This window comes from Methanosphaera sp., assembly GCF_022768985.1.
In the GTDB taxonomy this organism is placed as follows: domain Archaea; phylum Methanobacteriota; class Methanobacteria; order Methanobacteriales; family Methanobacteriaceae; genus Methanosphaera.
Genome location: NZ_JALEKL010000003.1, coordinates 1 through 21,517, shown reverse-complemented (window position 1 = coordinate 21,517; position 21,517 = coordinate 1). Strand labels below are relative to the sequence as shown.

General features: G+C 31.9%; 31 protein-coding genes. 1 reads left to right on the top strand and 30 read right to left on the bottom strand.

Features of this window, described 5'->3' with window-relative positions:
* Window positions 1-79 precede the first annotated feature (79 nt).
* From secY to MRZ80_RS00845, 27 genes are all read right to left on the bottom strand, one after another.
* Window positions 80-1,429 carry a preprotein translocase subunit SecY gene (gene secY / locus MRZ80_RS00975; protein WP_292535331.1) on the bottom strand — a complete coding sequence of 450 codons (1,350 nt, stop codon included), beginning with the start codon at window positions 1,427-1,429 and terminating at the stop codon, window positions 80-82.
* A gap of 71 nt (window positions 1,430-1,500) precedes the next feature.
* Window positions 1,501-1,938, bottom strand: coding sequence for an uL15m family ribosomal protein (locus tag MRZ80_RS00970; protein WP_292535329.1), 438 nt, complete (start codon window positions 1,936-1,938; stop codon window positions 1,501-1,503).
* A gap of 17 nt (window positions 1,939-1,955) precedes the next feature.
* Window positions 1,956-2,414: a 50S ribosomal protein L30 gene (gene rpmD / locus MRZ80_RS00965; protein WP_292535328.1), complete on the bottom strand. Its 459-nt coding sequence runs from the start codon at window positions 2,412-2,414 to the stop codon at window positions 1,956-1,958.
* Between the two features lie 16 nt (window positions 2,415-2,430).
* A complete protein-coding gene (locus MRZ80_RS00960) occupies window positions 2,431-3,111 on the bottom strand; it encodes a 30S ribosomal protein S5 (protein WP_292535326.1) in 681 nt (226 codons plus the stop codon).
* On the bottom strand, window positions 3,108-3,689 hold the full coding sequence (locus MRZ80_RS00955; protein ID WP_292535324.1) for a 50S ribosomal protein L18: 582 nt from the start codon (window positions 3,687-3,689) through the stop codon (window positions 3,108-3,110). The genes MRZ80_RS00960 and MRZ80_RS00955 overlap by 4 nt, the downstream gene beginning before the upstream one ends.
* A 2-nt stretch (window positions 3,690-3,691) precedes the next feature.
* Entirely contained in the window at window positions 3,692-4,150 is a 459-nt protein-coding gene (locus tag MRZ80_RS00950) for a 50S ribosomal protein L19e (RefSeq protein ID WP_292535322.1), read from the bottom strand.
* Between the two features lie 93 nt (window positions 4,151-4,243).
* Window positions 4,244-4,573, bottom strand: coding sequence for a 50S ribosomal protein L32e (locus MRZ80_RS00945; protein WP_292535319.1), 330 nt, complete (start codon window positions 4,571-4,573; stop codon window positions 4,244-4,246).
* A gap of 22 nt (window positions 4,574-4,595) precedes the next feature.
* Entirely contained in the window at window positions 4,596-5,156 is a 561-nt protein-coding gene (locus tag MRZ80_RS00940; protein ID WP_292535309.1) for a 50S ribosomal protein L6, read from the bottom strand.
* An 18-nt stretch (window positions 5,157-5,174) separates the two neighbouring features.
* Entirely contained in the window at window positions 5,175-5,567 is a 393-nt protein-coding gene (locus tag MRZ80_RS00935) for a 30S ribosomal protein S8 (RefSeq protein ID WP_292535307.1), read from the bottom strand.
* A gap of 16 nt (window positions 5,568-5,583) precedes the next feature.
* Window positions 5,584-5,736, bottom strand: coding sequence for a 30S ribosomal protein S14 (locus tag MRZ80_RS00930; RefSeq protein WP_292535305.1), 153 nt, complete (start codon window positions 5,734-5,736; stop codon window positions 5,584-5,586).
* Between the two features lie 3 nt (window positions 5,737-5,739).
* On the bottom strand, window positions 5,740-6,249 hold the full coding sequence (locus MRZ80_RS00925) for a 50S ribosomal protein L5 (RefSeq protein WP_292535304.1): 510 nt from the start codon (window positions 6,247-6,249) through the stop codon (window positions 5,740-5,742).
* Window positions 6,250-6,251: 2 nt separating this feature from the next.
* A complete protein-coding gene (locus tag MRZ80_RS00920) occupies window positions 6,252-6,977 on the bottom strand; it encodes a 30S ribosomal protein S4e (protein WP_292535302.1) in 726 nt (241 codons plus the stop codon).
* A gap of 2 nt (window positions 6,978-6,979) precedes the next feature.
* Window positions 6,980-7,333 carry a 50S ribosomal protein L24 gene (rplX, locus tag MRZ80_RS00915; protein WP_292535300.1) on the bottom strand — a complete coding sequence of 118 codons (354 nt, stop codon included), beginning with the start codon at window positions 7,331-7,333 and terminating at the stop codon, window positions 6,980-6,982.
* A gap of 14 nt (window positions 7,334-7,347) precedes the next feature.
* The gene (locus MRZ80_RS00910) at window positions 7,348-7,746 is read right to left on the bottom strand and encodes a 50S ribosomal protein L14 (protein WP_292535298.1); all 399 of its coding nucleotides are present in this window, start codon (window positions 7,744-7,746) and stop codon (window positions 7,348-7,350) included.
* Between the two features lie 3 nt (window positions 7,747-7,749).
* On the bottom strand, window positions 7,750-8,070 hold the full coding sequence (locus tag MRZ80_RS00905; RefSeq protein ID WP_292535296.1) for a 30S ribosomal protein S17: 321 nt from the start codon (window positions 8,068-8,070) through the stop codon (window positions 7,750-7,752).
* 4 nt (window positions 8,071-8,074) lie between these two features.
* Window positions 8,075-8,356 carry a ribonuclease P protein component 1 gene (gene rnp1 / locus MRZ80_RS00900; RefSeq protein ID WP_292535294.1) on the bottom strand — a complete coding sequence of 94 codons (282 nt, stop codon included), beginning with the start codon at window positions 8,354-8,356 and terminating at the stop codon, window positions 8,075-8,077.
* 117 nt (window positions 8,357-8,473) lie between these two features.
* Window positions 8,474-8,779 carry a stress response translation initiation inhibitor YciH gene (gene yciH, locus MRZ80_RS00895; protein ID WP_095609304.1) on the bottom strand — a complete coding sequence of 102 codons (306 nt, stop codon included), beginning with the start codon at window positions 8,777-8,779 and terminating at the stop codon, window positions 8,474-8,476.
* A gap of 7 nt (window positions 8,780-8,786) precedes the next feature.
* Window positions 8,787-8,993, bottom strand: coding sequence for a 50S ribosomal protein L29 (gene rpmC / locus MRZ80_RS00890; protein ID WP_292535290.1), 207 nt, complete (start codon window positions 8,991-8,993; stop codon window positions 8,787-8,789).
* Between the two features lie 13 nt (window positions 8,994-9,006).
* Window positions 9,007-9,759, bottom strand: coding sequence for a 30S ribosomal protein S3 (locus MRZ80_RS00885; RefSeq protein WP_292535288.1), 753 nt, complete (start codon window positions 9,757-9,759; stop codon window positions 9,007-9,009).
* Window positions 9,760-9,765: 6 nt separating this feature from the next.
* Window positions 9,766-10,230, bottom strand: coding sequence for a 50S ribosomal protein L22 (locus MRZ80_RS00880; RefSeq protein ID WP_292535286.1), 465 nt, complete (start codon window positions 10,228-10,230; stop codon window positions 9,766-9,768).
* A gap of 15 nt (window positions 10,231-10,245) precedes the next feature.
* Window positions 10,246-10,656: a 30S ribosomal protein S19 gene (locus tag MRZ80_RS00875; RefSeq protein ID WP_292535284.1), complete on the bottom strand. Its 411-nt coding sequence runs from the start codon at window positions 10,654-10,656 to the stop codon at window positions 10,246-10,248.
* A gap of 15 nt (window positions 10,657-10,671) precedes the next feature.
* Window positions 10,672-11,397: a 50S ribosomal protein L2 gene (locus tag MRZ80_RS00870; protein ID WP_292535282.1), complete on the bottom strand. Its 726-nt coding sequence runs from the start codon at window positions 11,395-11,397 to the stop codon at window positions 10,672-10,674.
* A gap of 28 nt (window positions 11,398-11,425) precedes the next feature.
* Window positions 11,426-11,686: a 50S ribosomal protein L23 gene (locus MRZ80_RS00865; RefSeq protein ID WP_292535280.1), complete on the bottom strand. Its 261-nt coding sequence runs from the start codon at window positions 11,684-11,686 to the stop codon at window positions 11,426-11,428.
* A 5-nt stretch (window positions 11,687-11,691) separates the two neighbouring features.
* The gene (gene rpl4p / locus MRZ80_RS00860) at window positions 11,692-12,471 is read right to left on the bottom strand and encodes a 50S ribosomal protein L4 (protein WP_292535278.1); all 780 of its coding nucleotides are present in this window, start codon (window positions 12,469-12,471) and stop codon (window positions 11,692-11,694) included.
* An 18-nt stretch (window positions 12,472-12,489) separates the two neighbouring features.
* A complete protein-coding gene (gene rpl3p, locus MRZ80_RS00855) occupies window positions 12,490-13,503 on the bottom strand; it encodes a 50S ribosomal protein L3 (RefSeq protein WP_292535276.1) in 1,014 nt (337 codons plus the stop codon).
* Window positions 13,504-13,589: 86 nt separating this feature from the next.
* Window positions 13,590-14,408, bottom strand: a complete 819-nt coding sequence (locus MRZ80_RS00850) for a putative RNA uridine N3 methyltransferase (RefSeq protein ID WP_292535414.1) — start codon at window positions 14,406-14,408, stop codon at window positions 13,590-13,592.
* A 285-nt stretch (window positions 14,409-14,693) separates the two neighbouring features.
* The gene (locus MRZ80_RS00845; protein WP_292535274.1) at window positions 14,694-16,190 is read right to left on the bottom strand and encodes an acetyl-CoA carboxylase biotin carboxylase subunit; all 1,497 of its coding nucleotides are present in this window, start codon (window positions 16,188-16,190) and stop codon (window positions 14,694-14,696) included.
* Between the two features lie 478 nt (window positions 16,191-16,668).
* On the opposite strand from MRZ80_RS00845, the gene MRZ80_RS00840 reads away from it, so the two are divergent.
* Window positions 16,669-17,634 carry a biotin--[acetyl-CoA-carboxylase] ligase gene (locus MRZ80_RS00840; protein WP_292535272.1) on the top strand — a complete coding sequence of 322 codons (966 nt, stop codon included), beginning with the start codon at window positions 16,669-16,671 and terminating at the stop codon, window positions 17,632-17,634.
* Between the two features lie 275 nt (window positions 17,635-17,909).
* Here MRZ80_RS00840 and MRZ80_RS00835 read toward each other — a convergent pair whose 3' ends face one another.
* From MRZ80_RS00835 to MRZ80_RS00825, 3 genes are all read right to left on the bottom strand, one after another.
* The gene (locus MRZ80_RS00835; RefSeq protein WP_292535270.1) at window positions 17,910-19,058 is read right to left on the bottom strand and encodes a TIGR03576 family pyridoxal phosphate-dependent enzyme; all 1,149 of its coding nucleotides are present in this window, start codon (window positions 19,056-19,058) and stop codon (window positions 17,910-17,912) included.
* A gap of 162 nt (window positions 19,059-19,220) precedes the next feature.
* Entirely contained in the window at window positions 19,221-19,535 is a 315-nt protein-coding gene (locus MRZ80_RS00830) for a hypothetical protein (RefSeq protein WP_292535268.1), read from the bottom strand.
* Window positions 19,536-19,759: 224 nt separating this feature from the next.
* Window positions 19,760-21,310, bottom strand: a complete 1,551-nt coding sequence (locus MRZ80_RS00825) for a flippase (protein WP_292535266.1) — start codon at window positions 21,308-21,310, stop codon at window positions 19,760-19,762.
* Between the last annotated feature and the right edge of the window lie 207 nt (window positions 21,311-21,517).

Sequence of the window (21,517 nt, the reverse complement as noted above, 5' to 3'; positions counted from 1 at the left end):
AAAAGAGAAAAGATGTAAAAAGTTAATTAAAAACTTTATACAAATTCCACTTCCTTTTTAAAGTTATTTTTTCCCATTTCTATTCATCACCAAAGAATCTTCTCATCATTGGATGCATATCCATGAGTTGTTCTTTAGCAATTTCTTCATATAACTTGTATACTATACCAACAGTTAAAAGTACACCAGTACCTCCACCTAAAGCTCCTGTAAGATCAGCAACAAATGCTAGAAGTCCTACAAATGCTCCACCTAAAACTGTGATAGGAGGTATGTATTTATCCATAATTTTTCTGAAATGAACTCTACTGTTTCTGAATCCAGGAACTTGAACTCCCATTCCAGATAATTGTTTTGCAACTTGTTTAGGACCAATACCACTAATTTCAACCCATAAAAGTGCAAATATCATACAAAGTCCAACAAAGACTATTGCATAGAATATTACACGTAATGGATCTGTAAATAGTACAGATATACTTGATGGTGTAGTAAGATAATATGCTATTCCACTAATTGCTTGTCCCTGTGAAACTTCACCAAGAATTGGATAACCAAGAGACTGGAATAAACCTGCAAATAATTGTACATTTAAAAATAATGCACTTACTAATATAACAGGCATGTTACTTGCATATACAAATTTTAATGGATATTTTGATCTTGCTCCTTTAACTCCACCGTAAGATAATGGAATTTCAACTCTCATACATTCAGCATATACAACAATTAAAAATACAGCAATTGTTGCAATAACCGGAATTAGTAAACCAAAGTTTGGCTGTCCAGCTATTAATGAATATATGAAAGCAGGTATTTTTCCTGCAGGGGTATTTGTACCAACAGCAGGTAAGAAGTTAAATGCACCAACTATAATTTGTTCTGCAACTCCTGCAGCAATAAATAGTCCGATTCCACTTCCGAATCCCCATTTACTTACAACTTCATCTAAATAAATTATTATTATACCACCAAGAACCATCTGAATGATAAGAATCAAGGTGTAATCACCAGAAATTGGAGGAAGAGAACCTGTAAGTACAAGAACTAAACCTTCAAAGAGAGTGAATATGATAGCTAATAATTTTTGTGTTCCCTGAAAAGCAGCCTTATCATTGGCATCTGACAAATCAAGATTTATCAGCTTACCACCAACTAATAGCTGCATTACAATAGAGGCAGTTACTATTGGTCCTATACCTAAAGTAATAATTGAACCAAAACTACCTGCCATAACTGATCTTAACTGCGCAAATTGATCCACAGCTGTAGGACTGAGACCAAAAAGTGATACTTGTGTCAATACAAAGTATAATATTAAAATTATTCCTGTCCATTTAAGCTTATCTTTAAACCCGATGTTTCCAGTTGGAGACTTCACATGAGGTAAAAGAGAATAAAATGGTTTAACAAAATCTAGTGATGACATATCTACTACCCATGAAAAGAAATATAACTTTATTATATTCCCTTATAATTTATAAATGAGATGGAGAAATTTTAAATAATTTCTGCAACTCCACCAGCATCCTCAATTTTTGCTACTGCACTTTTTGAGAATTTAGGTGCTTTTATTGTTATAGCTTGAGATAATGAACCTTTACCTAATACTTTGTTGTAACCTAAATCTGTTACATCAATAACAATTTGTCCATCTTCTTTAACTGCAATTTCAGCATCTAATAATTTTTCAATATCATTATCAATAGTTGATAAGTTTATTGGATTAAATTTTTGAACTGTTTTTTGTGGACGTTTAAAACCATATTTACCAAAGTGTTTTGGATCGTTTATTACCATCCAAGTCCAGTGATGTTTGTTTCCACCTGCAAGTCCACGACCTCCACGGTGTCCTGCACCACGTCTTTTTTTGGTACATCCTCCACCAACTGATCTTGAACCTCGTTGTTTTCTGATTTTTTTAGTTTTTCTAATCATTCATAACACCTGCTTATTTAGATCATCTTTTCAAGTAATTCATTAATGTTTTCTGATCTGTAACCAAGTGATCCTCCTTTAGTATATGCTTGTTTTGTACCTTCATATCCTTTTCTAGGAGGGTTTAAACGGAATATTGGTTTTAAACCAGATTCTTTGAGAGTTGTTTCTTGGTTGAATATAGCAACAGCTAATTCTTCTACAGATTCATAATCTGTATTTTCTTTTACATATTCATCAGTTACTCTTTTATTTCCAGGAAGTCTTCCTCTTTCTGCAACTAATAATTTGAATGTATCTTCTGAAACTTCTCCCCAAGTGATGTAATCTTTACCTTTTTGTAACATACCTTTGTAACTTGGTGTTTCAGGTATTACTACAGCATGACTAATTCTTGTAAGATTGAGCATGTCAAGGGTATCTGCGATATTCTTTTTAATTCCTGTTCTTCCACGAACTCTTATAACTGCATACATAAATTACACCTCAAATTTATATTACTCCAAGAGCTTTAAGATCATCTTCACTTGTTTTTACACTTGATAGAACTTTAAGAGCATCAAATACTGCACCTGCGAAGTTGATTGTAGTCTGTGTTTGTCCACGTGTCATGGACCATACATCTGCTATTCCTGCAAGTGATAATATTGTTTTTCCTACATCTCCTATTGCAAGTCCTACTCCTGCTGGTGCTGGCATAAGTGTAACATTTACACTGCTTCTTTTACCTTCAACTTTGTAAGGTACTGTGTGTTGTCTTCCACATCCACAACCCCAGTCACCGCAACCTCTTCGAACTTTAATAAGGTTGTATTTAGCTTCGTCTACAGCTTTTCTGATAGCTGGTCCTACTTCTTGAGATTTACCTTCTCCAAGACCTACATATCCGTTTCTGTTTCCTACAGCTACAATTACTCTAAAGTTAACTTTTCTACCAGATTTGTGCATTCTTTGAACAAGGTTAACATCCATAACTTCTTCTTCAAGATCTGGTAATAGTGCGTCAACAATTTCTAATTCCATTATTGGAAGTCCTTTGTCTAATATTTGATCAATATCTGTAATTTCACCGTCTTTTACTTTACGTCCAAGTTCGGTTTTAGGTTCCCATGCTTCAATATTGAATCTATTAGAGTTGTTCTTGTTGTTTGATCTATTTGATCTTTTGCTCATTGTGTTGCCTCATCTATTTTACTTTTTACGCTTTCAAAATGATCTGGTATTTCTTCTGGAGATAATCCACATCTTATGTAGTTAGCGAATTTAGCATTTTTCTCTTCATCATCCATGCTTTTTGCATATTCTGCAATATGTTCTCCTCTGATTCTGGATTCTTCAGGTAATACAACTTCGTTGTGTGGTACGTAAACTCCTGCATCAAGAACTCCTTTGAGTGTTGCATAAATTTTTGTACCTCTGATTGATGGTTGAAGACCAATATCAAGTATTGTTTCATCATATCCTTCAGCTAATGCTTTTTTACCGAATAAGTAACCAGTTAAGTAAGCAGCAGATGTGTTTTTACCATTACCTAACCATCCGTATTGTTTTAATTGTTTGGAGTTAGCTGAAACTAATGTTTCGTCACCGTTTTCTCCGATTTTTACAAGTTGTACAATAGTATGATTAGAAGTAACTCTAACAACCATTCTTGTCTTATCAAGATCTACTAATCTATATCTTTGATTATAGTTAGTTTTTCCTTCTCTTCTTCTTTTGAAATGTACTTTATAAGTTGCGCTACGTGCCACTTCTATTCCTCCACTTCTTTGAGCATTCCGTGATCTTTAGCATAAGTTTTCATGTAAGACTTACTTCTGAATGATCCACCTTTTGCCATGTTATATAATTTACGGTAAGTAGTTCTGTCAATTTCATCATTGTCACGCATGTCTTTGAGAACAACTCTTAATGAACGGATGGTACTCATCCATGCTTGTTTCTTAGGAGTTCTTGCGTGTTTTGCCCCTTTTCTACTACCTTGACCTTTTCTTCTACCTTTACTTTTTTGTCTAGCGTTCTTTTTGCTTCTGTAACTGCTTATTCCTTGAACAGGTTTTGCTTTGATAATTCCATCATTAATCAAAGCTCTGATACTGTCTCTTGTGATTGCTCTTGACACTTCTTCGATGTGTTCTGGGTCAATCCATACCCTGTTAACTCCTACTTTTAGGATTTTTGCAGCTAATTTTTTCTGTGTGGTAAGATTCATGAAAATCCTCCTTAAATAAAATTGAAATTATTAATTAAGATAAGAGAGTATAATGTATTCAAATTAATGAATCATTACAACTAAATTATAATCTTAATTTAATAATTTTACCCCTAAATTTTTAGCTTCTGCTTCAATTAACTGTCTTTTTCTTTTTCCTACTGATGATGCAATTCTTGCTGCATCAGATTCAGGATTTAAAGCTTTGATTTGTTCTACGTTTTCAACTAGGATGTCATTGTAACCTGAAGGATGTAATCCTCTGGTTGCTTTAGGACAACGGTATCCAACTCTAGCCATAGCAGGTTTTCTTGCCTGGTATCGTCGTCTTTTACTTAGTTTACCTCTAGGTCTACGGTAACTATCACCAAGTTTTTTATATCTCCAATATTCTTGTCTTTTGAAGGTTGGTTTTTTAGTCATAAAATAACTTCCTCTATTAAATTTATTCTTCTAATTCTTCCTGTTTTTTGTCCACTAAGTAAATTCCGTCCTGGAATATACGAGGATCTCTTCCTTTAATTTTGGTAGCTTGTTCAATGTTTGCCATTGTTTGACCAACATTTTCTTTGTTAATACCAGTAATTGTTACATCGTCACCTTTAACTGATACTTTTACATCGTCACCAATAATTTTTGCTGTACGTGGATGTCTTTCCCCTAGGAAGTTGTCGATTGTTACAAGTTTACCTTTTACTTTCACTGTCATAGGGAAGTGAGCGTAAACAATTTTCATTTTGTAGGTAAAACCATGTTTTACACCGTATATCATGTTTGATATGTGTGATCTGATAGTTCCAACCATAGCTTTATCTTTTTTATTTGGGAATGCTACGTAAACTGTAACATTTTCATCATCGTTAGATATGGTAATATTATTATGGTTGAAGTTTCTCTTAATTTCTCCGCCATTACCTTTTACAGTTACATCTGCGTTTTCTGAAACATCAACTGTAACTCCTTCAGGAATAGGGATTGTCTCTGTTATATTTGCTAATTTAACCATTTTGTATTCACCTTAAATTTAATAAACATATACTAATAATCTTCCACCAATACCTGCTTCTTTAGCTTCGTGGTGAGTCATTACACCTTGAGGTGTTGTTACAATTAGTATACCAAAGTTTTTTGCTGGTAAGTATCTTTTCTCATAATCTTCGAATTCTGTATTTTTTACAGCGTGACGTGGTTTGATAACTCCACATTTGTTTATGTTACCATTTAATTCAACATTGAATATACCAGCTTTACCATCATCAACTAATTCAAAATTACCTATATAATTTTCCTTTTGCATTGTGTCTAATACACGACCAATAAGTTTTGATGCAGGTTTAATAACACATTTGTTATTACCTTGTAACTCATTGTTTCTGATGTTTGTTAGTGCATCTGCAAGAGGATCCATAAGAGACATTCTTTAAACACTCCTTCTAGTTGTATTTTTTAAATCCGATTTTTGGAGCTATTTCTCTAAAGCATTGACGGCATAAGTTTAATCCGTATCTTCTTACAATAGCAGAATGATCTCCACATCGACTACATTTTCTTGCTGCTTTTCCGTATTTTTTTGCCACAATAATCACCTTCTATTCTTCTATGGTTACTTGGAATTTTTCTCTCATTAATTCCATTGATTCTTCTTTTGTAACTCTTTGTGCTTGTGGTATTTTTTTAGGTCTTAATCTTCTTTCTTTGATTCTGTGACCTGGTTTTTGGAATGTTACAGAAACATCCATACCGAAAATTCCTATATCAGGGTCGTATCTTACACCTGGAATATCAATATGTTCTCTGATACCGAAGGATACATTTCCTTCTTTATCGAATTGAGAAGCTTTTATTCTATTTTCAAGTCCAGCTAAAACCATTGATATAATTTTGTCAGCTTTTTCTCCTCTTAAAGTTACTTTACATGCGATTGGTTGTTTTTTTCTGATACCAAATTCAGGGTTTGTAACTTTTGAGTATGTTCTTACAGGTTTTTGATCTACAAGAGTTTCAATTAATTTTTCTGCTCTTGTAAGTTTTTCTCCACCTTCACCTACACCAATGTTTACAGTTGCTTTTGCAATGTATGGTTTTTCCATTACATTCATGATTAGTCATCTCCTAATAATGATATAACAGGTTTGTCATTACCAACAACAAATACGTATTGTTCTAAGGTTAAGAATGATCCTTCTTCAGTTTCCATTAATACTGTGTTTGATTTTGAAGATTTAGTTACATTGATTTCTTTAATTTGTCCGATTTCACCTGTGTGTTTACCACCTGTGATTAAACCAATTGCTCCTTCTTTAAATTCAATTGAATCAGAGATTTTCTGATCAGGAATACTTAATAAAAGAACATCTTTTGTACTGTATTCATCGTCTGTTAATACATTTCTTCCATCGTGTAAGTTAAGTTGTGTTTTTCCACCTTTAACTGTGGTTTTATCCTTAATACTTGCAAGTTTGAAAGTTGAATCTTTTTCTTCAATTTCTTTAAGTACTAATCTTGCTTTTTCATCTTGTAACATTCTGTAGTATTTATTGATTTTTGGTATTGCAATAACATCCATAAATCCTACAGGGAATCTGTGATCTTTTCTTGCTGTACCATCAACTAATACATCACCATTGTTTAAGATAATTTTAGCTTCACGTGTGTTTTTTGCTAATCCTAAAATTTCTCTTAATACCATTACAAGAGGTATAGATTCGTTTAAAGCGTGTGGTCCTGCACTTGTTTTTGTAGTCCAAGTTTCTTCTTTTTTGTGAATAGGCCACATTTTAGGTGCTTTGAATCTTTTTAAGTGTTTTCTTGATCCCATATTTGCCATGCTTATAACTTCCTATTTAATGCATCGTTTCTTCTTTCATCATCTAAATAAATTTCTGTTAGAACTAAGTTTGATGGGTGAATTGGTTGATATAATTTAGATCCATCTTGTTTTTGACTTGATGCACCATCAACAAGAACACGGTAATTTTTAAGATCTATTCCTTCAACTTTTCCTTCAGTTCCTTTAAAGTCACCACGTACTATTTCAACTTTGTCCCCTTTTCTTACAGGGAATGATCTTCTGTTGAATTCATCTTTAAGAGCGTTTGATAAGTGTACACTCATTGAGTTGTGACGTTTATGTAGTGGTGCTGTATATAATGCTTTACGTTGTTTTCTTGGTTGTTTTGACATAATTACCACCCTATTTATACAATTATACTTGCAGCACTACCAATTGCTGGCCAAAGATCTGCAGCTTCTTTTGCTACAGGTTCTCTGATTTCTGAACCTTTAAGTACACCATCTTCTGTAATAATTACAGCTGCATTGTCTTCGAATTTAACTCTTAGACCATCAGCACGTCTGTATTCTTTTTTCTGACGAACTATTACTGCGGTTGTTACTTCTCTTCTCATGTCAGCAGTTCCTTTCTTAACTGAAACTACTACCATGTCACCTACTCCAGCTGTAGCAAGTCTTCTTCTTACTCCTTTAAATCCTTTTACGGAAATAATTTCTACTTCACGTGCACCAGTATTATCTACACATTTAAGTCTAGCACCGATTGGAAGTGATTTGGAGACGCTTGATGTAATTGCTTTCATGATTTATTCTCCTTTTTTAACTTCAACTAGCACAAAATGTTTAGTTTTACTAAGTTGTCTGCATTCTGCAATTTTAACAGAATCTCCAACTTTAACATCAATACAATCTGGTTTATGTGCTTGTATTTTAGATTTTCTTTTTTCGTATCTTTCGAATTTTTTAATATACTTGTAAAAACTTCTTTCTACAGTAATTGTACGATCTGCCTTGTCACTAGTAACTGTTCCTTCTATAACTTGACCTCTTACAGAGAGTTCACCGTGAAATGGACAGTTAGGATCTTGACATTCTTTTTCTGGTTGCTCTACGTTAATGCCTACCATATTTTCACCTAATTTTCTTAAATTTCTTCTTTATCCGGTCTTCAGGGCGGGCTACTATATATTTTCCATCAACAGAAACCTTCTTATTTTCAGGTAAGTATAATGTAAATACTACCGTATCCTTAATAAGTTGTTTCTCCTGGCTACCCGTATCTACAACGATTGTATTACGAGTTTCATCAATAATTTTCCCTTTAATTCCTATGTTTTGCTTATGGTTACTGTCTGTAACTTCAACAGTCAAACCTATAAGTTCATGTCGGAATACATTTTGTGGAGTTATCATAAACTACACATCTTATTTAATTTAATTCCCCTGTTTCAATAAAAATAATTAAATAAAAAAATTCCTCTTTTTATTGAAATTATTATTTTTAATCTTCTCATTAAATAGATAATCTATCTATTTTATTTCTATAGTATCTGAGGAAAATCCCATTCCTGCAAGTACTTCTTTAACTTTACGTTTATGGTCTCCTTGAAGTTCAATTTGACCTTTTTTGGAAGTACCTCCACAAGCACATTTAGATTTAAGAGTTTTTGTTAACTCACGTATATCTATATCATGTTCATCAATACCTTCAACTATAGTCATAAGTTTACCAAATCGACGACGTACAGTATATACTTTAACTTTCTGAACTTCACGTGCTATTTCTTCACAGACACATAGATCTTCTGGAAGACCGCATATTTCACAGATTTTCATCTCTAGCTTATTCTCCCTGTTGTTTGTTTTCATTCATTATAGTAAGAACACGGGCAATAGTTCTTCTGGTTTCTCTAATTTTACCAGGATTATCTACTCCAGAAACTGATGCTTTACCAATTAAGGTATCGTATTCAGCATGAAGTTCGTTTAATTTAGCCTGAAGTTCATCAGCGCTTAAATCTCTTAACTCTTTACTTCTTAAAATAACCATTAGTAATATCCCCTTATTCTTCTACTGTTTCGATATCTTCTTCAGTAATTTCTTCAACTTCAGATTCTTCTGCAAGTTCTTCTAAAATATCTTCACCAGTGATTTCTTCTTGAATTGTTTCTTCAGCTTCTGCAGCTTCTACAGGTGCTTCAACTGCTGCTTCTTCAACTTCTTCAGGTTCACTGATTTGTATATTATCAGGTAAAATTACTTCAGGTGGCATGATTCTTACATAAATTCCAAGAACACCAGGTTTTAATTGTACTGTAGCAAATCCTTCTTTTACGTGTTTAATTGAAGGTTCTCCACATTTTTTGATGTATCCATCATTGAATTTAGCACATGCTGATCTTGAACCTCTGATTTTTCCAGAAATTGTTACTTCTACCCCTTGAGCTCCAGCAGACATAATTCTTCTAATAATTGAATATGCTACTCTTCTGAATTGCATACCTCTTTGAAGCATTGCAACGATTTTGTGAGCCATAATTCTAGGATTTAATTCAGGAACTTCTACTTCTTTAACTTCAACTTGTGGGTTTTCTAGGTCGAAATTGTTTTTAAGTGTTTTTGTAATTGATCTTACAGTTTTTCCACCTCTACCGATAACCATACCAGGTTTTTCAGCATAAACAATAACCATAGTTCCTACAGGTGTTACTTGAATATCCATTCCACCGTAACCTGCTCTTTCGAGTTTTTCTTCAAGATATTCATCTATTCGTGTTCTTTTTAGTCCTTCTTTAACGAAATCTTTTTCAATCATGTGTACTTATGCCTCCCCTAATACGATTTGAATGTGAGTAGTAGGTGTATTTGAAGGGCTTGCTCTTCCAAATGCTCTTGGAGTCCAACCTCTTATGATTACTCCTCTGTTTGCAGATGCATGAACTAATTTTAAGTTTTCTACATCTAATTCCATGTTTTCTGCATTAGCTTCTGCATTTTCTAAAACTTTTAAGATAGCTGCTGCTGCTTTAACAGGGTATCTTCCTGAAGGCCATCCTTTTAAGTCTGATCTGTGACCAACTTTTTTGTTGTGTCTTTTGAAAGGTACAACTGCTTTTTTAGCAATTACATCTTCTAAGAATGCTTTAGCATCTTCTAAGTACATGTTACGAATAGATCTACATATTTCCACTGAGTGTTTTGGAGATATTTTAAGATTGTGACCTGAAGCTTTTGCAATTTTTTCATCAGCTTTTGCTTGATATGAATATGTGTTTTTCTTAGCCATAAATAACAATCTCCTCTATTTAAGTGGTACGAACATTGAAGATCTTGTAGCTCCCATACCTGGGTCACCGTGTTGTACTCTTCCACGTGTTTGTGCAAATTCACCAAAGTAGCATCCGATCATTTCTGGTTTAATTGTAACTTCTACAAATTCGCGTCCGTTGTAAATACCGAATGTTAATCCTACCATGTTTGGAAGTACGATCATATCACGACAATGTGTTTTGATAACTATTGGTCTTCCATCTTCATTTTTCATGTTTTTAACTTTTTCTATTTTATCAAGAACTTTTTGTTGTCTTGGTAAAAATCCTCTTTTAAGAGATCTTCTTTGTCTTGATGGTAATAATTCTATAATTTCATCAAGTGACTTTTCTTGAAGCTCTTCAAGAGTAAATCCTCTAAATTTAAATATCTTACGAGCCAATTAAGTGCCTCCTTTCTATCGTCTTTTACCTGTACGTTTAGCTGCTATGGAACCAACTTTTCTACCTGCAGGTGCGTGTCTTGAGATAGTAGTAGGTCTTCCTGGATGTTGTCTGTTACCTCCACCGTGTGGGTGATCTACAGCGTTCATTGCAACTCCTCTTACAGTCATCATTTTCTTACCTTTAGCTTTGAGTGCGTGGTATCTGTTACCAGCTTTGAGGAATGGTTTATCTTTTCTTCCTCCACCTGCAACTACACCAACGGTTGCTCTGCTTCTAGGATTGAATGCTTTTAATTCACCTGATGGTAATTCAATCATTGTTTTACCAACATCGTGTGTAATTAATGAAGCATATGTTCCAGATGATCTAACGAATTTTCCACCGTCTCCAGGGTTGTTTTCTATGTTGAAAACTGGTGTTCCTTCTGGAATTTCACTTAATGGTAATGTGTTTCCTGGTTCTACTGGTGCTGTTACACCACATACAATTTCTTCATCTATTGCAATACTTTCTGGTGCAAGAACTAATTTTTCTTCACCATTTTCGAATTTAACTACTGCAACAGGTGCTGATCTTCCAGGATCGTGAATAATATCTGTAACTATACCTTTTAAACATCCTTCTTTTTCAAGTTTATCGTATGAACGGTATGCTACTTTTCCTCTGAATCTGTGTGATGAACTACGATATGTTGGAGTTCCTCTACCTCTTCTTTGAATAATCAATCTTTTTCCCATAATCATTCCTCCTATGTTAATATCTACCTTAGAATATACCTAAACTTAAAGCTATATCTTCAGCTGTTTCAGATGAATCTAATTCAATAGTAGCTACTTTTTCTCCTCTAGGAGTAATATGAGTATTTACTTTTGTAACTTTTGCTTCGTATAATTCTTCGAATGCAGTTTTGATTACTCTTTTATTAGCAGATTTACGAACAACAAATGTAATTTTATTTTCATCATAAATTTGATTCATTGTTTTTTCTGATAATCGTGGTTTGATTATTACTGAATATGGATCCATAATAACTAACTCCTATTTTGTTGGAATAAATCTGCAAGTTTTTCTATAGCAGATTTTGTGTAAATTGTTAATCTTCCTGCGTGTGTTCCTGGTGCAAGTAATTCAGCGTTGATGTTTTCTACTTCAACAACTTCTACTCCAGCATGGTTTCTTGCTCCGAGTTTAATTCCGCGGTCGTTACCAACAACTACTAGAGGTCCTTTAGGTGTTCTGTATTTTCTTCCTCTTAGTTTTCCTTTACCAGATTTGATTTTTCTTCCTTTTTTAGCTCTTAAGATATCGTCCATGATACCAAGATCTTTGAAGATTTCTCTGGTTTCTTTAGCTGTTTTAATGGTTTCTAATTCATCATCAACAATGAAAGGTACTTGTTCAAGATCTTCTACTTTGTGACCTCTTTCAGCTACTAAATCTTTATCAGCTGTTGCTGCAATTGCTGATCTAATTGCTAATACTCTTTCTTTTTTGTTTACTTTTTCATGATAAATTGTATTTACTCGTGGAGGGTGAGCTTTTCTACCACCAATTGCTTGTGGTACAAATCCTGCTTTTGATGAACCTTTTACACGAGGTACCATTGCAACTCCTCTACCAGAACCAAAAGACTCTGCTGTAGTTCTTTTACCTGCCATTGGGTTTGCTCCCCATGGCTGAATTCTAGCAGTTTGTGAAGAAATTACAGCTCTTTTAATAACATCAGGTCTGTATGCTTCTTCGAATATTTCTGGGAGTTCAATTTCGTCAGTGACTTCGCCTTTTAATGAATAAACGTTAACTTTTGCCATAATAATCACTCTTTATATTTAGACTCCCTGTTTTGAAGTTGTGCTTATGTAAGATATTTCTGGAGCTGTTGCATCTTTACTTGCGTTTCTTACTCCTTTTCTTAAAACAACTAATCTTTTTGATGGTCCAGGAAGTGAACCTTTAACCATTATGTAATTGTTTTTAACAAATCCATATTTTACAAATCCACCATCTGGGTTTATTAAATCAACCTCAGATTCATCTCCTATTTTTAGGAGTTTTTTGTTATATTCTGTTCTTTTATGGTAACCCATTTGACCTTGCATAGCAACGGTCCACATTGTTCTGTTAGGTGTCCATGGTCCTATTGAACCAACGTGTCTTTCAATACCACTACGTGCTGCTTTACCATATTGGATTCTTACACCGAATCTTTTTACAGGTCCTTGAACTCCTTTACCTTTGGTGGTTGCTATTGCATCTGTAAATTCTCCTGCTTCAAATACGTCTTGAGCATTGATTTCTTGTCCAAGCATACTTATTGCATAGTCGAGTTTTTCTGCAACTGATTTTCCACCTACACCGAATTCAAGTACTTCTGGTTTTTTCTTAGGCACACTGGTGAGTTTTGGTTTTGTGTGAACTAGAACTCTTATATCAGCGATTTCATCTATTCTACTTTTTAAATCCTCAATTTTAGATTCTACATCTTCAAATTTTGGAATTGAAATTTTTCTTGATAATTCATCGTCTAAATTATCGTTTGCAAGTACATCGGTTAATGTTTTTAAACCGTATGTTGTTTTTGTGTAAGCTCTAATTCCCAACACTACTAAAGGTGGTGCCTCTAATATTGTAACAGGAACGGAAAGTTCCATGTTTTCTGTTGGAGAACCTTTTCTAGAATCCAGAGCCGTTACATGGGTCATACCCACTTTATATCCTGCGAATCCAAGCAATCCTGCCTCGTCAGATTCTGGCCAAGTACTTACGCTAGGTGTTTCTTTAGCCACTCTCTTACGTGGACTGAATGCAACCGATCCTTTTCTTGGTTGGTGATGTCTAGTCATGTTATGTTTCTCCTATATTTAATAAATTTTAATTTTAATTTTTGTTATTTACATGTTTATGTAATAAAATACAACGATCAGCTAAGCTAATCCTGATTAAGAATATTTAGAATTGATAATGTACTAATTAAAGCTTCCTCGGTTCTTACTGTTTCAGTACCTTGACAAGGAAGTGTGTTTATTTCAAAATCTAACTTTCGCTCATTTATTAAGCTGTTTATTCCAGAGTATGGACCTCCAAATAAAATAGCTACATGAGATGCTTGTTTAATACTGTCTTGAACCTCATTAAGAATAGAATTAATGTTAGGAGCATATTTTGATGTACCAATAACTAAGTCAGGTTCCATCATGGTTATGCTGTCATAGAGGTTACTGTCACTAGTAATCGTCTTATATCCCCAATAAACGCTATCAGGTTCATCAGGTTCTACTAAAATTTCTTTACCTAGTTTTACTATACGAAAACTATGTACTTTATTAACACTTAGTTTTTCCTTACATAAAGCTGTTCTTTCCAGACCAATATCTACAACAGTTCCTTTACGGACACGTTTAAGTGTAAGACCTTGTCTGTATTGTCCAACTTCAGCATCAACTGTTAATGGATGATGAGGTGTTCTAAGTGGTGGAAGTATTCCTACATTCTTCAGCTCCGGTGTAATCGGAAATACTTGTTTACGCAAGTATTGAGGTGTATCCATGTATTCTAGGATAGTTTTCATATAGAGAGCATCATCTCTACTACCTCCGTCTGAATTATCATTGTAAATAACTATGTTATTAGCCCTATATAGAGCAGCATATCTTCCCAATAATCCAACTTTATATGTTCTAATTTTCGAATCTTTTGATTCGGCCAAATAACTATTTGGTACGAATATTGAAATTTTCTCCATAAAGATTCTTATGTTTTAAAACATATTAAAATTTTAAGGAAAGATAGTATCATTTGGAATACTATATTATATATTGTTTTTATACTATATATAAACTTACCTATAATAAATCTAAAAAAAATGAGTAAAATCAATTATTTTTAATAAAAATAATTAAATTAATTCTTAAAATGTGAAAAATATTGCTTAAATTATCCTATTTCTAAAAAAAATAAAACCAAATTGATTCATAAATAAAATAAGACTTAATAATTTAAAAAAATAAAATAAAAGAAGGGAAAATTCATAAAACTATTTTTTAGCTTTTTCCTGTTCTTCCATTATTCTTGTCATGTAACTTGCAACACCAGTTGAAATTGCTGCAATCTTCTTATTAGGAAGGAATGTAGATTTATACTGATTAATTTTTTCTTCATCTTCAACTACTACCTGTTCAATAGCAGTTCTTAAGTCCATCTGGTTTTCTTCAATGAAACTTGTATCAAGATTTGCTTTTCTGAAGTTTTCATTTTTCATTAAAGCCTTATGGAATGGAATTGTAGTTTTTACACCAACAACAATAAATTCATTAAGAGCACGTTGCATACGAGCAATAGCTTCATCCCTATTTCTTGCATGAACAATAAGTTTTGCAATCATAGAATCATAAATTGATGGAATAGTATAACCATTATAAACACCACTATCCATACGTACACCAATACCACCAGGTGATCTGTAACCTAAGATTTTACCAGGTGTTGGTATGAAATCATTAAGTGGATCTTCAGCATTGATACGACATTCAATAGCATGACCATTTATATTAATATCATCCTGTGTATATTCTAATTTTTCACCAGATGCAACTTTAATCTGTTGTTTTACAAGATCTACACCAGTAATTGCCTCTGTAATTGGATGTTCTACCTGAATTCTTGTGTTCATTTCAAGGAAATAATATTCACCATTTGAATACATAAATTCAACAGTACCAGCACTGTTATAATCTACACTTTTTGCTGCTTTAATTGCAGATTCTCCCATACGTTCTCTTAATTCTTCAGTCATAATAGGAGATGGTGCTTCTTCTATAAGTTTTTGATGTCTTCTTTGAATTGAACATTCACGATCACATACATGTATTGTATTTCCATAATTATCAGCAAGAACCTGGAATTCTATGTGTCTTGGTTTTTCAATATATTTTTCAAGATATACTGTTCCATCACCAAAGGTAGTTTTTGCAAGATTCTGAGTTGATTCAATTGCACGAACAAGTTCATCTTCTTCATAAACTACTCTCATACCAATTCCTCCACCACCAGCTGAGGATTTGATAATTACAGGATATCCAATTTCTCTTGCTCTGCTTTTTGCAACATCAACATCTTCAATTCCTTCCTTATCTCCAGGAACTGTAGGTACACCAATTTTATTCATTAATTGTTTTGATGTAATTTTATCTCCCATTGCTTCAATTGCATTTTTTCTTGGACCAATGAGTGTAATACCATTTTCATCACATAATTCACCAAGTGTTGGATTTTCAGATAAGAATCCATAACCTGGATGTATAGCATCAGCACCTGTATCTACTGCGATGTTAATAATTTTTTCAACATCAAGATATGATTTTGCAAGAATTGATGAATTAAGTGGTACTGCTTCATCTGCAAATTTTGTAAATAATGCTTTTTCATCTTCATCTGAGTGGATTGCTACAGTATTAACATCTAACTCTTTACATGCTCGCATTACACGTATAGCAATTTCTCCACGATTTGCAATTAATACTTTATCAAACATGAATTTCTTCTCCCTTCAATTTGTTAATGTTATATAATGAATTTTTTTATAAAATATTTTTTTTACTTCATTATATAAATCCTAAGAAATATAATATGTGAATTTAGTAAAATAAATTCTTTATCCATACATTATATTAAACTATATACTATATATGATTTATTTAATAAATACAATTTACTTATAAATTAATAAAAAAAATATCCCCTATTTTACTAAAAAATAGACATTACATTTATCTTACTAAAAAATAACACTAAATTAATTTAAATGTGATGTATTTTTAAATTTAAATTATTCTACATTGTAATTATTTGGGAAATTATTATATTAAAAAAATACATAACAATAATATAATATACTATCCTATTTTTATTTTTAAATAATAGGTTTAGTTCATCATCCTAAAAAAAAGAAAATATATGTATAATAAATATATTTTTTTGAATTTGTAAGAATATATTCAAGGGTTATTGAAATGATAAGAAAAAAAATATTAAAAAATATTGAAGATTCATATGTTACAGAAGAAGAATTACTAGAAAAATTAGATATAACACATGAAAAATTAAAAGATCACATATTGAATCTTAAAGATGTTGGATATGACATATTATATGATTTAGATAAAGGTTACAAACTTAAAGATGTACCAGATATACTTGATGCATATGAAGTTGCACGAGGACTTAAAACTGAGATGATGGGAAACAGTATTCACTTCTATGACACACTTGAATCAACAAATGACACAGCTAAGAAATTTGTAGAAGATGGTGCAAAAGAAGGTTCTGTAATTATTGCAGGAAGCCAAACAGCAGGTCGTACACGTAAGTATGATGATTGGGTATCACCAGAAGGTGGTATATACATGACACTTATACTCAGACCTAAAGTTGCACTACAGGAAGCATCAAAACTTACAATTGTAACAGGTGTAGCAATTGCAAAAACATTACATGATAAATTTGGTATTAATGCAGGAATTAAATGGCCTAATGATATATTAATTGGTGATAAAAAGATTTCAGGAATTCTAACTGAAGCTGTTACAAACTATGAAACAAATGAACTTGAAGCAGTACTTGTTGGTATTGGAATAGATGCAAACATAAAAGAAGAAGACATACCTGATGATCTTAAAGAAGTTGCAACAACAATTAAAAAAGAAATTGATAAAAGAATTAACAGAGCAGATATTCTCAGAACATTCCTTGGAGTATTTGAAGAATTATACAAGGAATTTAACAAAGGAAACTTTAAATATATCATTGCTGAATGGAGAAGATTATCATCAACTACAGGTAACAGAGTAAAAGTATATAAAAATGGAAAAGTTACATATGGTGATGCTGTAGGTATTACAAATAAAGGACTTTTAATTGTTGAAGATGATGATGGAAAACTTATCAAGATCTCATCTGGTGTAGTTGAAATAATATAAACATACAATATTTTTACATCACCCCCTCTTATTCTTCTTTTTTTAACTTTTTTTGGTATACATCATAAATTTAAATAAATATAATTTTCATAGTATTTCATCTAAATTAATAAAAAACCACTTATTTTATAAAACAATTACTAAATATGCCTCTTTTAATTAAAGATAGAATTAAAAATTAACATAGTTAATATCATAGTAGGAAATTATCTGATAAAAAAAATAAAAAAATAGAAAAGTATGGGTGGTGAATTTTAGATTTCATTACAAATACCTTAGTATAATACATCTAAAATTTTACCATCAGCAATAACACTAACAGTCCTGTTAAATGTATCATCAATAGCATTAACCATTTCATCCATAGTTAACTTATCTGAATCTTTAGCAGACCAGTCAATACGTACAGTTTTAGAAGCACCAGGCATTCCAACAGATGGAATAGTAATAATGTTATAATTTTCAAGAAGAATCATTGAATATACAGATGCAATAACATCAGCATCAACATCCACTGTTGCACCTCTTTTTTCAAGTTCAGCTTTAATTTCATCTTCTTTAAACATGAAACCTGTAGGTGTTTTAAGAGGATTTAAATTTCTAGAAATAAGCATTTCATTAAGTTCATCTTTTTGTTTGAAAGCTTCACGAATACGATCAGGTGAATATTTTTCAATACCTTTAATCATAGCAACAACAAGAGGAGCTTGAGCTTCAAGACCATACTGATTAACAACAAGTTTTATTTCATCAATAAGTTTTTCACTTCCAGCCATAAGTCCACCACGAGGACCTTCCATAAGCTTATCAGTACTTGTTACAGATAAATCAGCACCAAGATCAATAGCTCTAGGCTGATCATATACAGCACAACGAATTCTTGCACCAGATGCATCATCAACAAATACAGGTACATCAAATTCTTTAGCTTTAGCAATTACAGCTTTAAAATCTTCAACATCAATTACTTCTAAATCCATTGTAGTACCAGTAATAACTACAAGTGATGTATTTTCATCAACTACAACATCATCAACATTTGTAAATTCTTCATAATCAGCACCTACAAGTTCTGCTGTACGAGGAATTGATGGATGTGCAGGTTTTTTTGCAAGAAAATGTACAATTTTTGTGGAAGGTTTAACAAGTGCAATAATAGTTGCAACAATACCACTTGTTGTACGATTTACAGGTAAGATTTTTTCTCCACCAAGATGTTGACGTCCAAGTTCCTGAATTTTTGCATCAAATACTGCAGGTCCTGCATATGTTTCAAGTAATGATATATCTTCTGCTTCTAAATCAAATCCACCAGCAAGTCCTGTTAGATCAATTAAACTATCAATACCATCATTTTTTATTTTATCATTTATAATACTAAGTCCTTTTTCTCGTCTTTTTACTTCATCTAATGTTATTGACATATTAAAATTCATCTCTATAATAATTTCTTTTACAATATAAAATTTAAGAAATTAATTTATATATAATTTAAGGATAAAAATAGGAAAAAATAGTTTTAAAGTTTAAAAATCTTATTATTATTTTATAAAAAAAAGTAAGTATTGTAGAGTAAGTAAATAAACTTATTCTACATTTACAGCAAATACATCACTGTATAATTCTACTACTAAAGCAAGTTGTTCTTCATTAAAACTTACAATTGTAACTTCACCATCTTCTTTAATGAAGTATTCAGCATTAATTATACCACTATCATCAATATATAGGTATATTCCATCTTCTACATCATCATATTTATTTAAGTTTATGATAATTTTAAGTAACATATCAACAGATTTTATATTTTCAAATGCAAAATCTGGATTTGTTTTCTTATTTTGTAAGTCATTGTTAAGTTCAACCATTCTCTTTTCTAATCTTTCAACTTCATTAGCCATAAAAAAAACAATCCTTTTAATAATTTTATCTAAAATTTATCTAACAAACCCACTATTATTGTTAAATAAATACTTTCTAATTATTAGTTATGTTATTTGTTATATAAAGATATTTTTAGTAAAAAAGAAAGTGTAATTATAAACAATAGAATATTTATGAAAAAATAAAATAAAAAAAAATAAAATATTGGGGGGAGGTTAAAAATTTATAGTTTTTTTTACACCTATTGTGCATGATCATATATAATGTCAGCTACAGGTTCTATGAACTTTCTAAGTGGACCTGATTTACTTACAATTTCATCAATAAATCCAAGGTCATCACGTTTAACTGCTTTAAATGCAAGAACTAATATGAAATATACTACAAGTCCTATGATTGATCCGAAAATCATTCCAATTAAGTTTGCAGGGAACAATTTTAAAACACCAACCATAACCACAGATGCAACAACAAGCTTTGCAATATCTAAATATGGAATATGAATTCCAGAAATCTGTGTTAATCTAGCAATAAGAGATGCCATTAATACAAATGTTGCAATAGTAGTTGCAAATGCAGCACCAGAAATACCATAAATAGGTATTAAAAGATAACTTCCAACAATATTAATAATTGAACCAATAATTAAAGCATACATTGGAGCCTGTGGTTTTCCAAGACCTTGACACATACTACTTGTAATTAAGTATAGTGAAAAGAAGAACATTCCACCAACTAAGATCCAAAGAGCATCAGCTCCCGGTGCATATTCTGCTCCAAAGAACAATGAAATAATTGGAGTTGCAAATACCATGATAATTGCAGACATTGGAAGTGTTGTAAGTGTAGTATATCTAAATGATTGATGAATATAAAGTTCAAGTAACTTCTTATCTTGAAGACTATCAGCTTCACTAGTTGCTGGAAGAACAGATGTAGATACAGCATTAGAAAGCATTAAAGGAATTCTTGAAAGAGCACTAGCATTAGTATAAAATCCTGCAAACATAGTAGGCATAAACATACCAATGAAAAATGTACCAGTATCATAGATAAATATCTCAGCAATACCAGTTATAACAACAGGAACTGCAAATTTAAATATCTGAAAAAGAATCTTTAATTCTTCCCTAACAGGTATCTTTTCAAAATCACCAACAATATACTTATCACGAATATCATGACAGTAAAGATAATATGAACCAATAAGTGACATTAAAAATCCAAGAGCTGTACCAAGTACTGCACCTGATGCATACCAGCCAAGAAGTACTAAACCTACAGCAAATATTAATGTGAAAATCTGTTCTAAAAATTTACTGTAAAATAAATCCTTCATATTATAAAATCCCTGGAAAACTCCACGAATTGCCCCGGCTAGAACACTAAATGGAACAATAAGAGATACAATACGAAGAGGCATTAAAACTTCAGGTTTATGCCACATACCAATTGCCACAGGTTCTGATATTATAAACATAATAGTTGATGCAATAAATGCCATGAAAATCATCAGCTTAACTGATGTGACAATAATCTGATGCACCATCTGCTTTTCATCAATAGCATTATACTGTGCAACATACTTTGCAATAGCCGGTGGAACACCACCACTTGCACCTGTAATTAATGCATTCTGGAAAGGTAATGTTAAACCAACAATACCATAACCTGTCGTTGTTAAAAGTCTACTTAATATAAATCTATAAATAAATCCACCCAATCTAAGAATAATAGAGCCCAGTAGATTAATAATACTACCTGCTGCTAATTTAGATTTTTTATCAGACAAGTAATTAACCTCCAAATAAATAATTAAAATAAAAAAATGATATTATTTATTTTCTAATTTTATAGCTTATAAATCACATAATTTAATTCCTAATCAAAAATTAAATTATAAAAATTCTACTATATTATATGTTAATTTATAGTTTTAAATTTATAGACTTTATTAAAAAAAAGTAGCCTTAAAAAAAAATAATAATATAAAAAAAAA

Bases quoted from the DNA above. Each gene is read 5' to 3' on its own strand.
- MRZ80_RS00830 (WP_292535268.1), bottom strand. From the start codon at position 19,535: ATGGCTAATGAAGTTGAAAGATTAGAAAAGAGAATGGTTGAACTTAAC.
- yciH (WP_095609304.1), bottom strand. From the start codon at position 8,779: ATGAAAATCTGTGAAATATGCGGTCTTCCAGAAGATCTATGTGTCTGT.
- MRZ80_RS00835 (WP_292535270.1), bottom strand. From the start codon at position 19,058: ATGTCAATAACATTAGATGAAGTAAAAAGACGAGAAAAAGGACTTAGT.
- rnp1 (WP_292535294.1), bottom strand. From the start codon at position 8,356: ATGATAACTCCACAAAATGTATTCCGACATGAACTTATAGGTTTGACT.
- MRZ80_RS00905 (WP_292535296.1), bottom strand. From the start codon at position 8,070: ATGGTAGGCATTAACGTAGAGCAACCAGAAAAAGAATGTCAAGATCCT.
- rpl3p (WP_292535276.1), bottom strand. From the start codon at position 13,503: ATGACTAGACATCACCAACCAAGAAAAGGATCGGTTGCATTCAGTCCA.
- MRZ80_RS00925 (WP_292535304.1), bottom strand. From the start codon at position 6,249: ATGAATGTAATGGAAAAACCATACATTGCAAAAGCAACTGTAAACATT.
- MRZ80_RS00840 (WP_292535272.1), top strand. From the start codon at position 16,669: ATGATAAGAAAAAAAATATTAAAAAATATTGAAGATTCATATGTTACA.
- MRZ80_RS00945 (WP_292535319.1), bottom strand. From the start codon at position 4,573: ATGACTAAAAAACCAACCTTCAAAAGACAAGAATATTGGAGATATAAA.
- MRZ80_RS00885 (WP_292535288.1), bottom strand. From the start codon at position 9,759: ATGATTGAAAAAGATTTCGTTAAAGAAGGACTAAAAAGAACACGAATA.
- MRZ80_RS00960 (WP_292535326.1), bottom strand. From the start codon at position 3,111: ATGAGCAAAAGATCAAATAGATCAAACAACAAGAACAACTCTAATAGA.
- MRZ80_RS00880 (WP_292535286.1), bottom strand. From the start codon at position 10,230: ATGGCTAAGAAAAACACATATTCATATCAAGCAAAAGCTGATGAAAAA.
- MRZ80_RS00940 (WP_292535309.1), bottom strand. From the start codon at position 5,156: ATGGTTAAATTAGCAAATATAACAGAGACAATCCCTATTCCTGAAGGA.
- MRZ80_RS00935 (WP_292535307.1), bottom strand. From the start codon at position 5,567: ATGTCTCTTATGGATCCTCTTGCAGATGCACTAACAAACATCAGAAAC.
- MRZ80_RS00920 (WP_292535302.1), bottom strand. From the start codon at position 6,977: ATGGCAAATATGGGATCAAGAAAACACTTAAAAAGATTCAAAGCACCT.
- MRZ80_RS00870 (WP_292535282.1), bottom strand. From the start codon at position 11,397: ATGGGAAAAAGATTGATTATTCAAAGAAGAGGTAGAGGAACTCCAACA.
- rpmC (WP_292535290.1), bottom strand. From the start codon at position 8,993: ATGGTTATTTTAAGAAGTAAAGAGTTAAGAGATTTAAGCGCTGATGAA.
- MRZ80_RS00950 (WP_292535322.1), bottom strand. From the start codon at position 4,150: ATGAATCTTACCACACAGAAAAAATTAGCTGCAAAAATCCTAAAAGTA.
- MRZ80_RS00845 (WP_292535274.1), bottom strand. From the start codon at position 16,190: ATGTTTGATAAAGTATTAATTGCAAATCGTGGAGAAATTGCTATACGT.
- MRZ80_RS00910 (WP_292535298.1), bottom strand. From the start codon at position 7,746: ATGAAAGCAATTACATCAAGCGTCTCCAAATCACTTCCAATCGGTGCT.
- secY (WP_292535331.1), bottom strand. From the start codon at position 1,429: ATGTCATCACTAGATTTTGTTAAACCATTTTATTCTCTTTTACCTCAT.
- rplX (WP_292535300.1), bottom strand. From the start codon at position 7,333: ATGTCAAAACAACCAAGAAAACAACGTAAAGCATTATATACAGCACCA.
- rpl4p (WP_292535278.1), bottom strand. From the start codon at position 12,471: ATGGCAAAAGTTAACGTTTATTCATTAAAAGGCGAAGTCACTGACGAA.
- MRZ80_RS00970 (WP_292535329.1), bottom strand. From the start codon at position 1,938: ATGATTAGAAAAACTAAAAAAATCAGAAAACAACGAGGTTCAAGATCA.
- rpmD (WP_292535328.1), bottom strand. From the start codon at position 2,414: ATGTATGCAGTTATAAGAGTTCGTGGAAGAACAGGAATTAAAAAGAAT.
- MRZ80_RS00865 (WP_292535280.1), bottom strand. From the start codon at position 11,686: ATGGATCCATATTCAGTAATAATCAAACCACGATTATCAGAAAAAACA.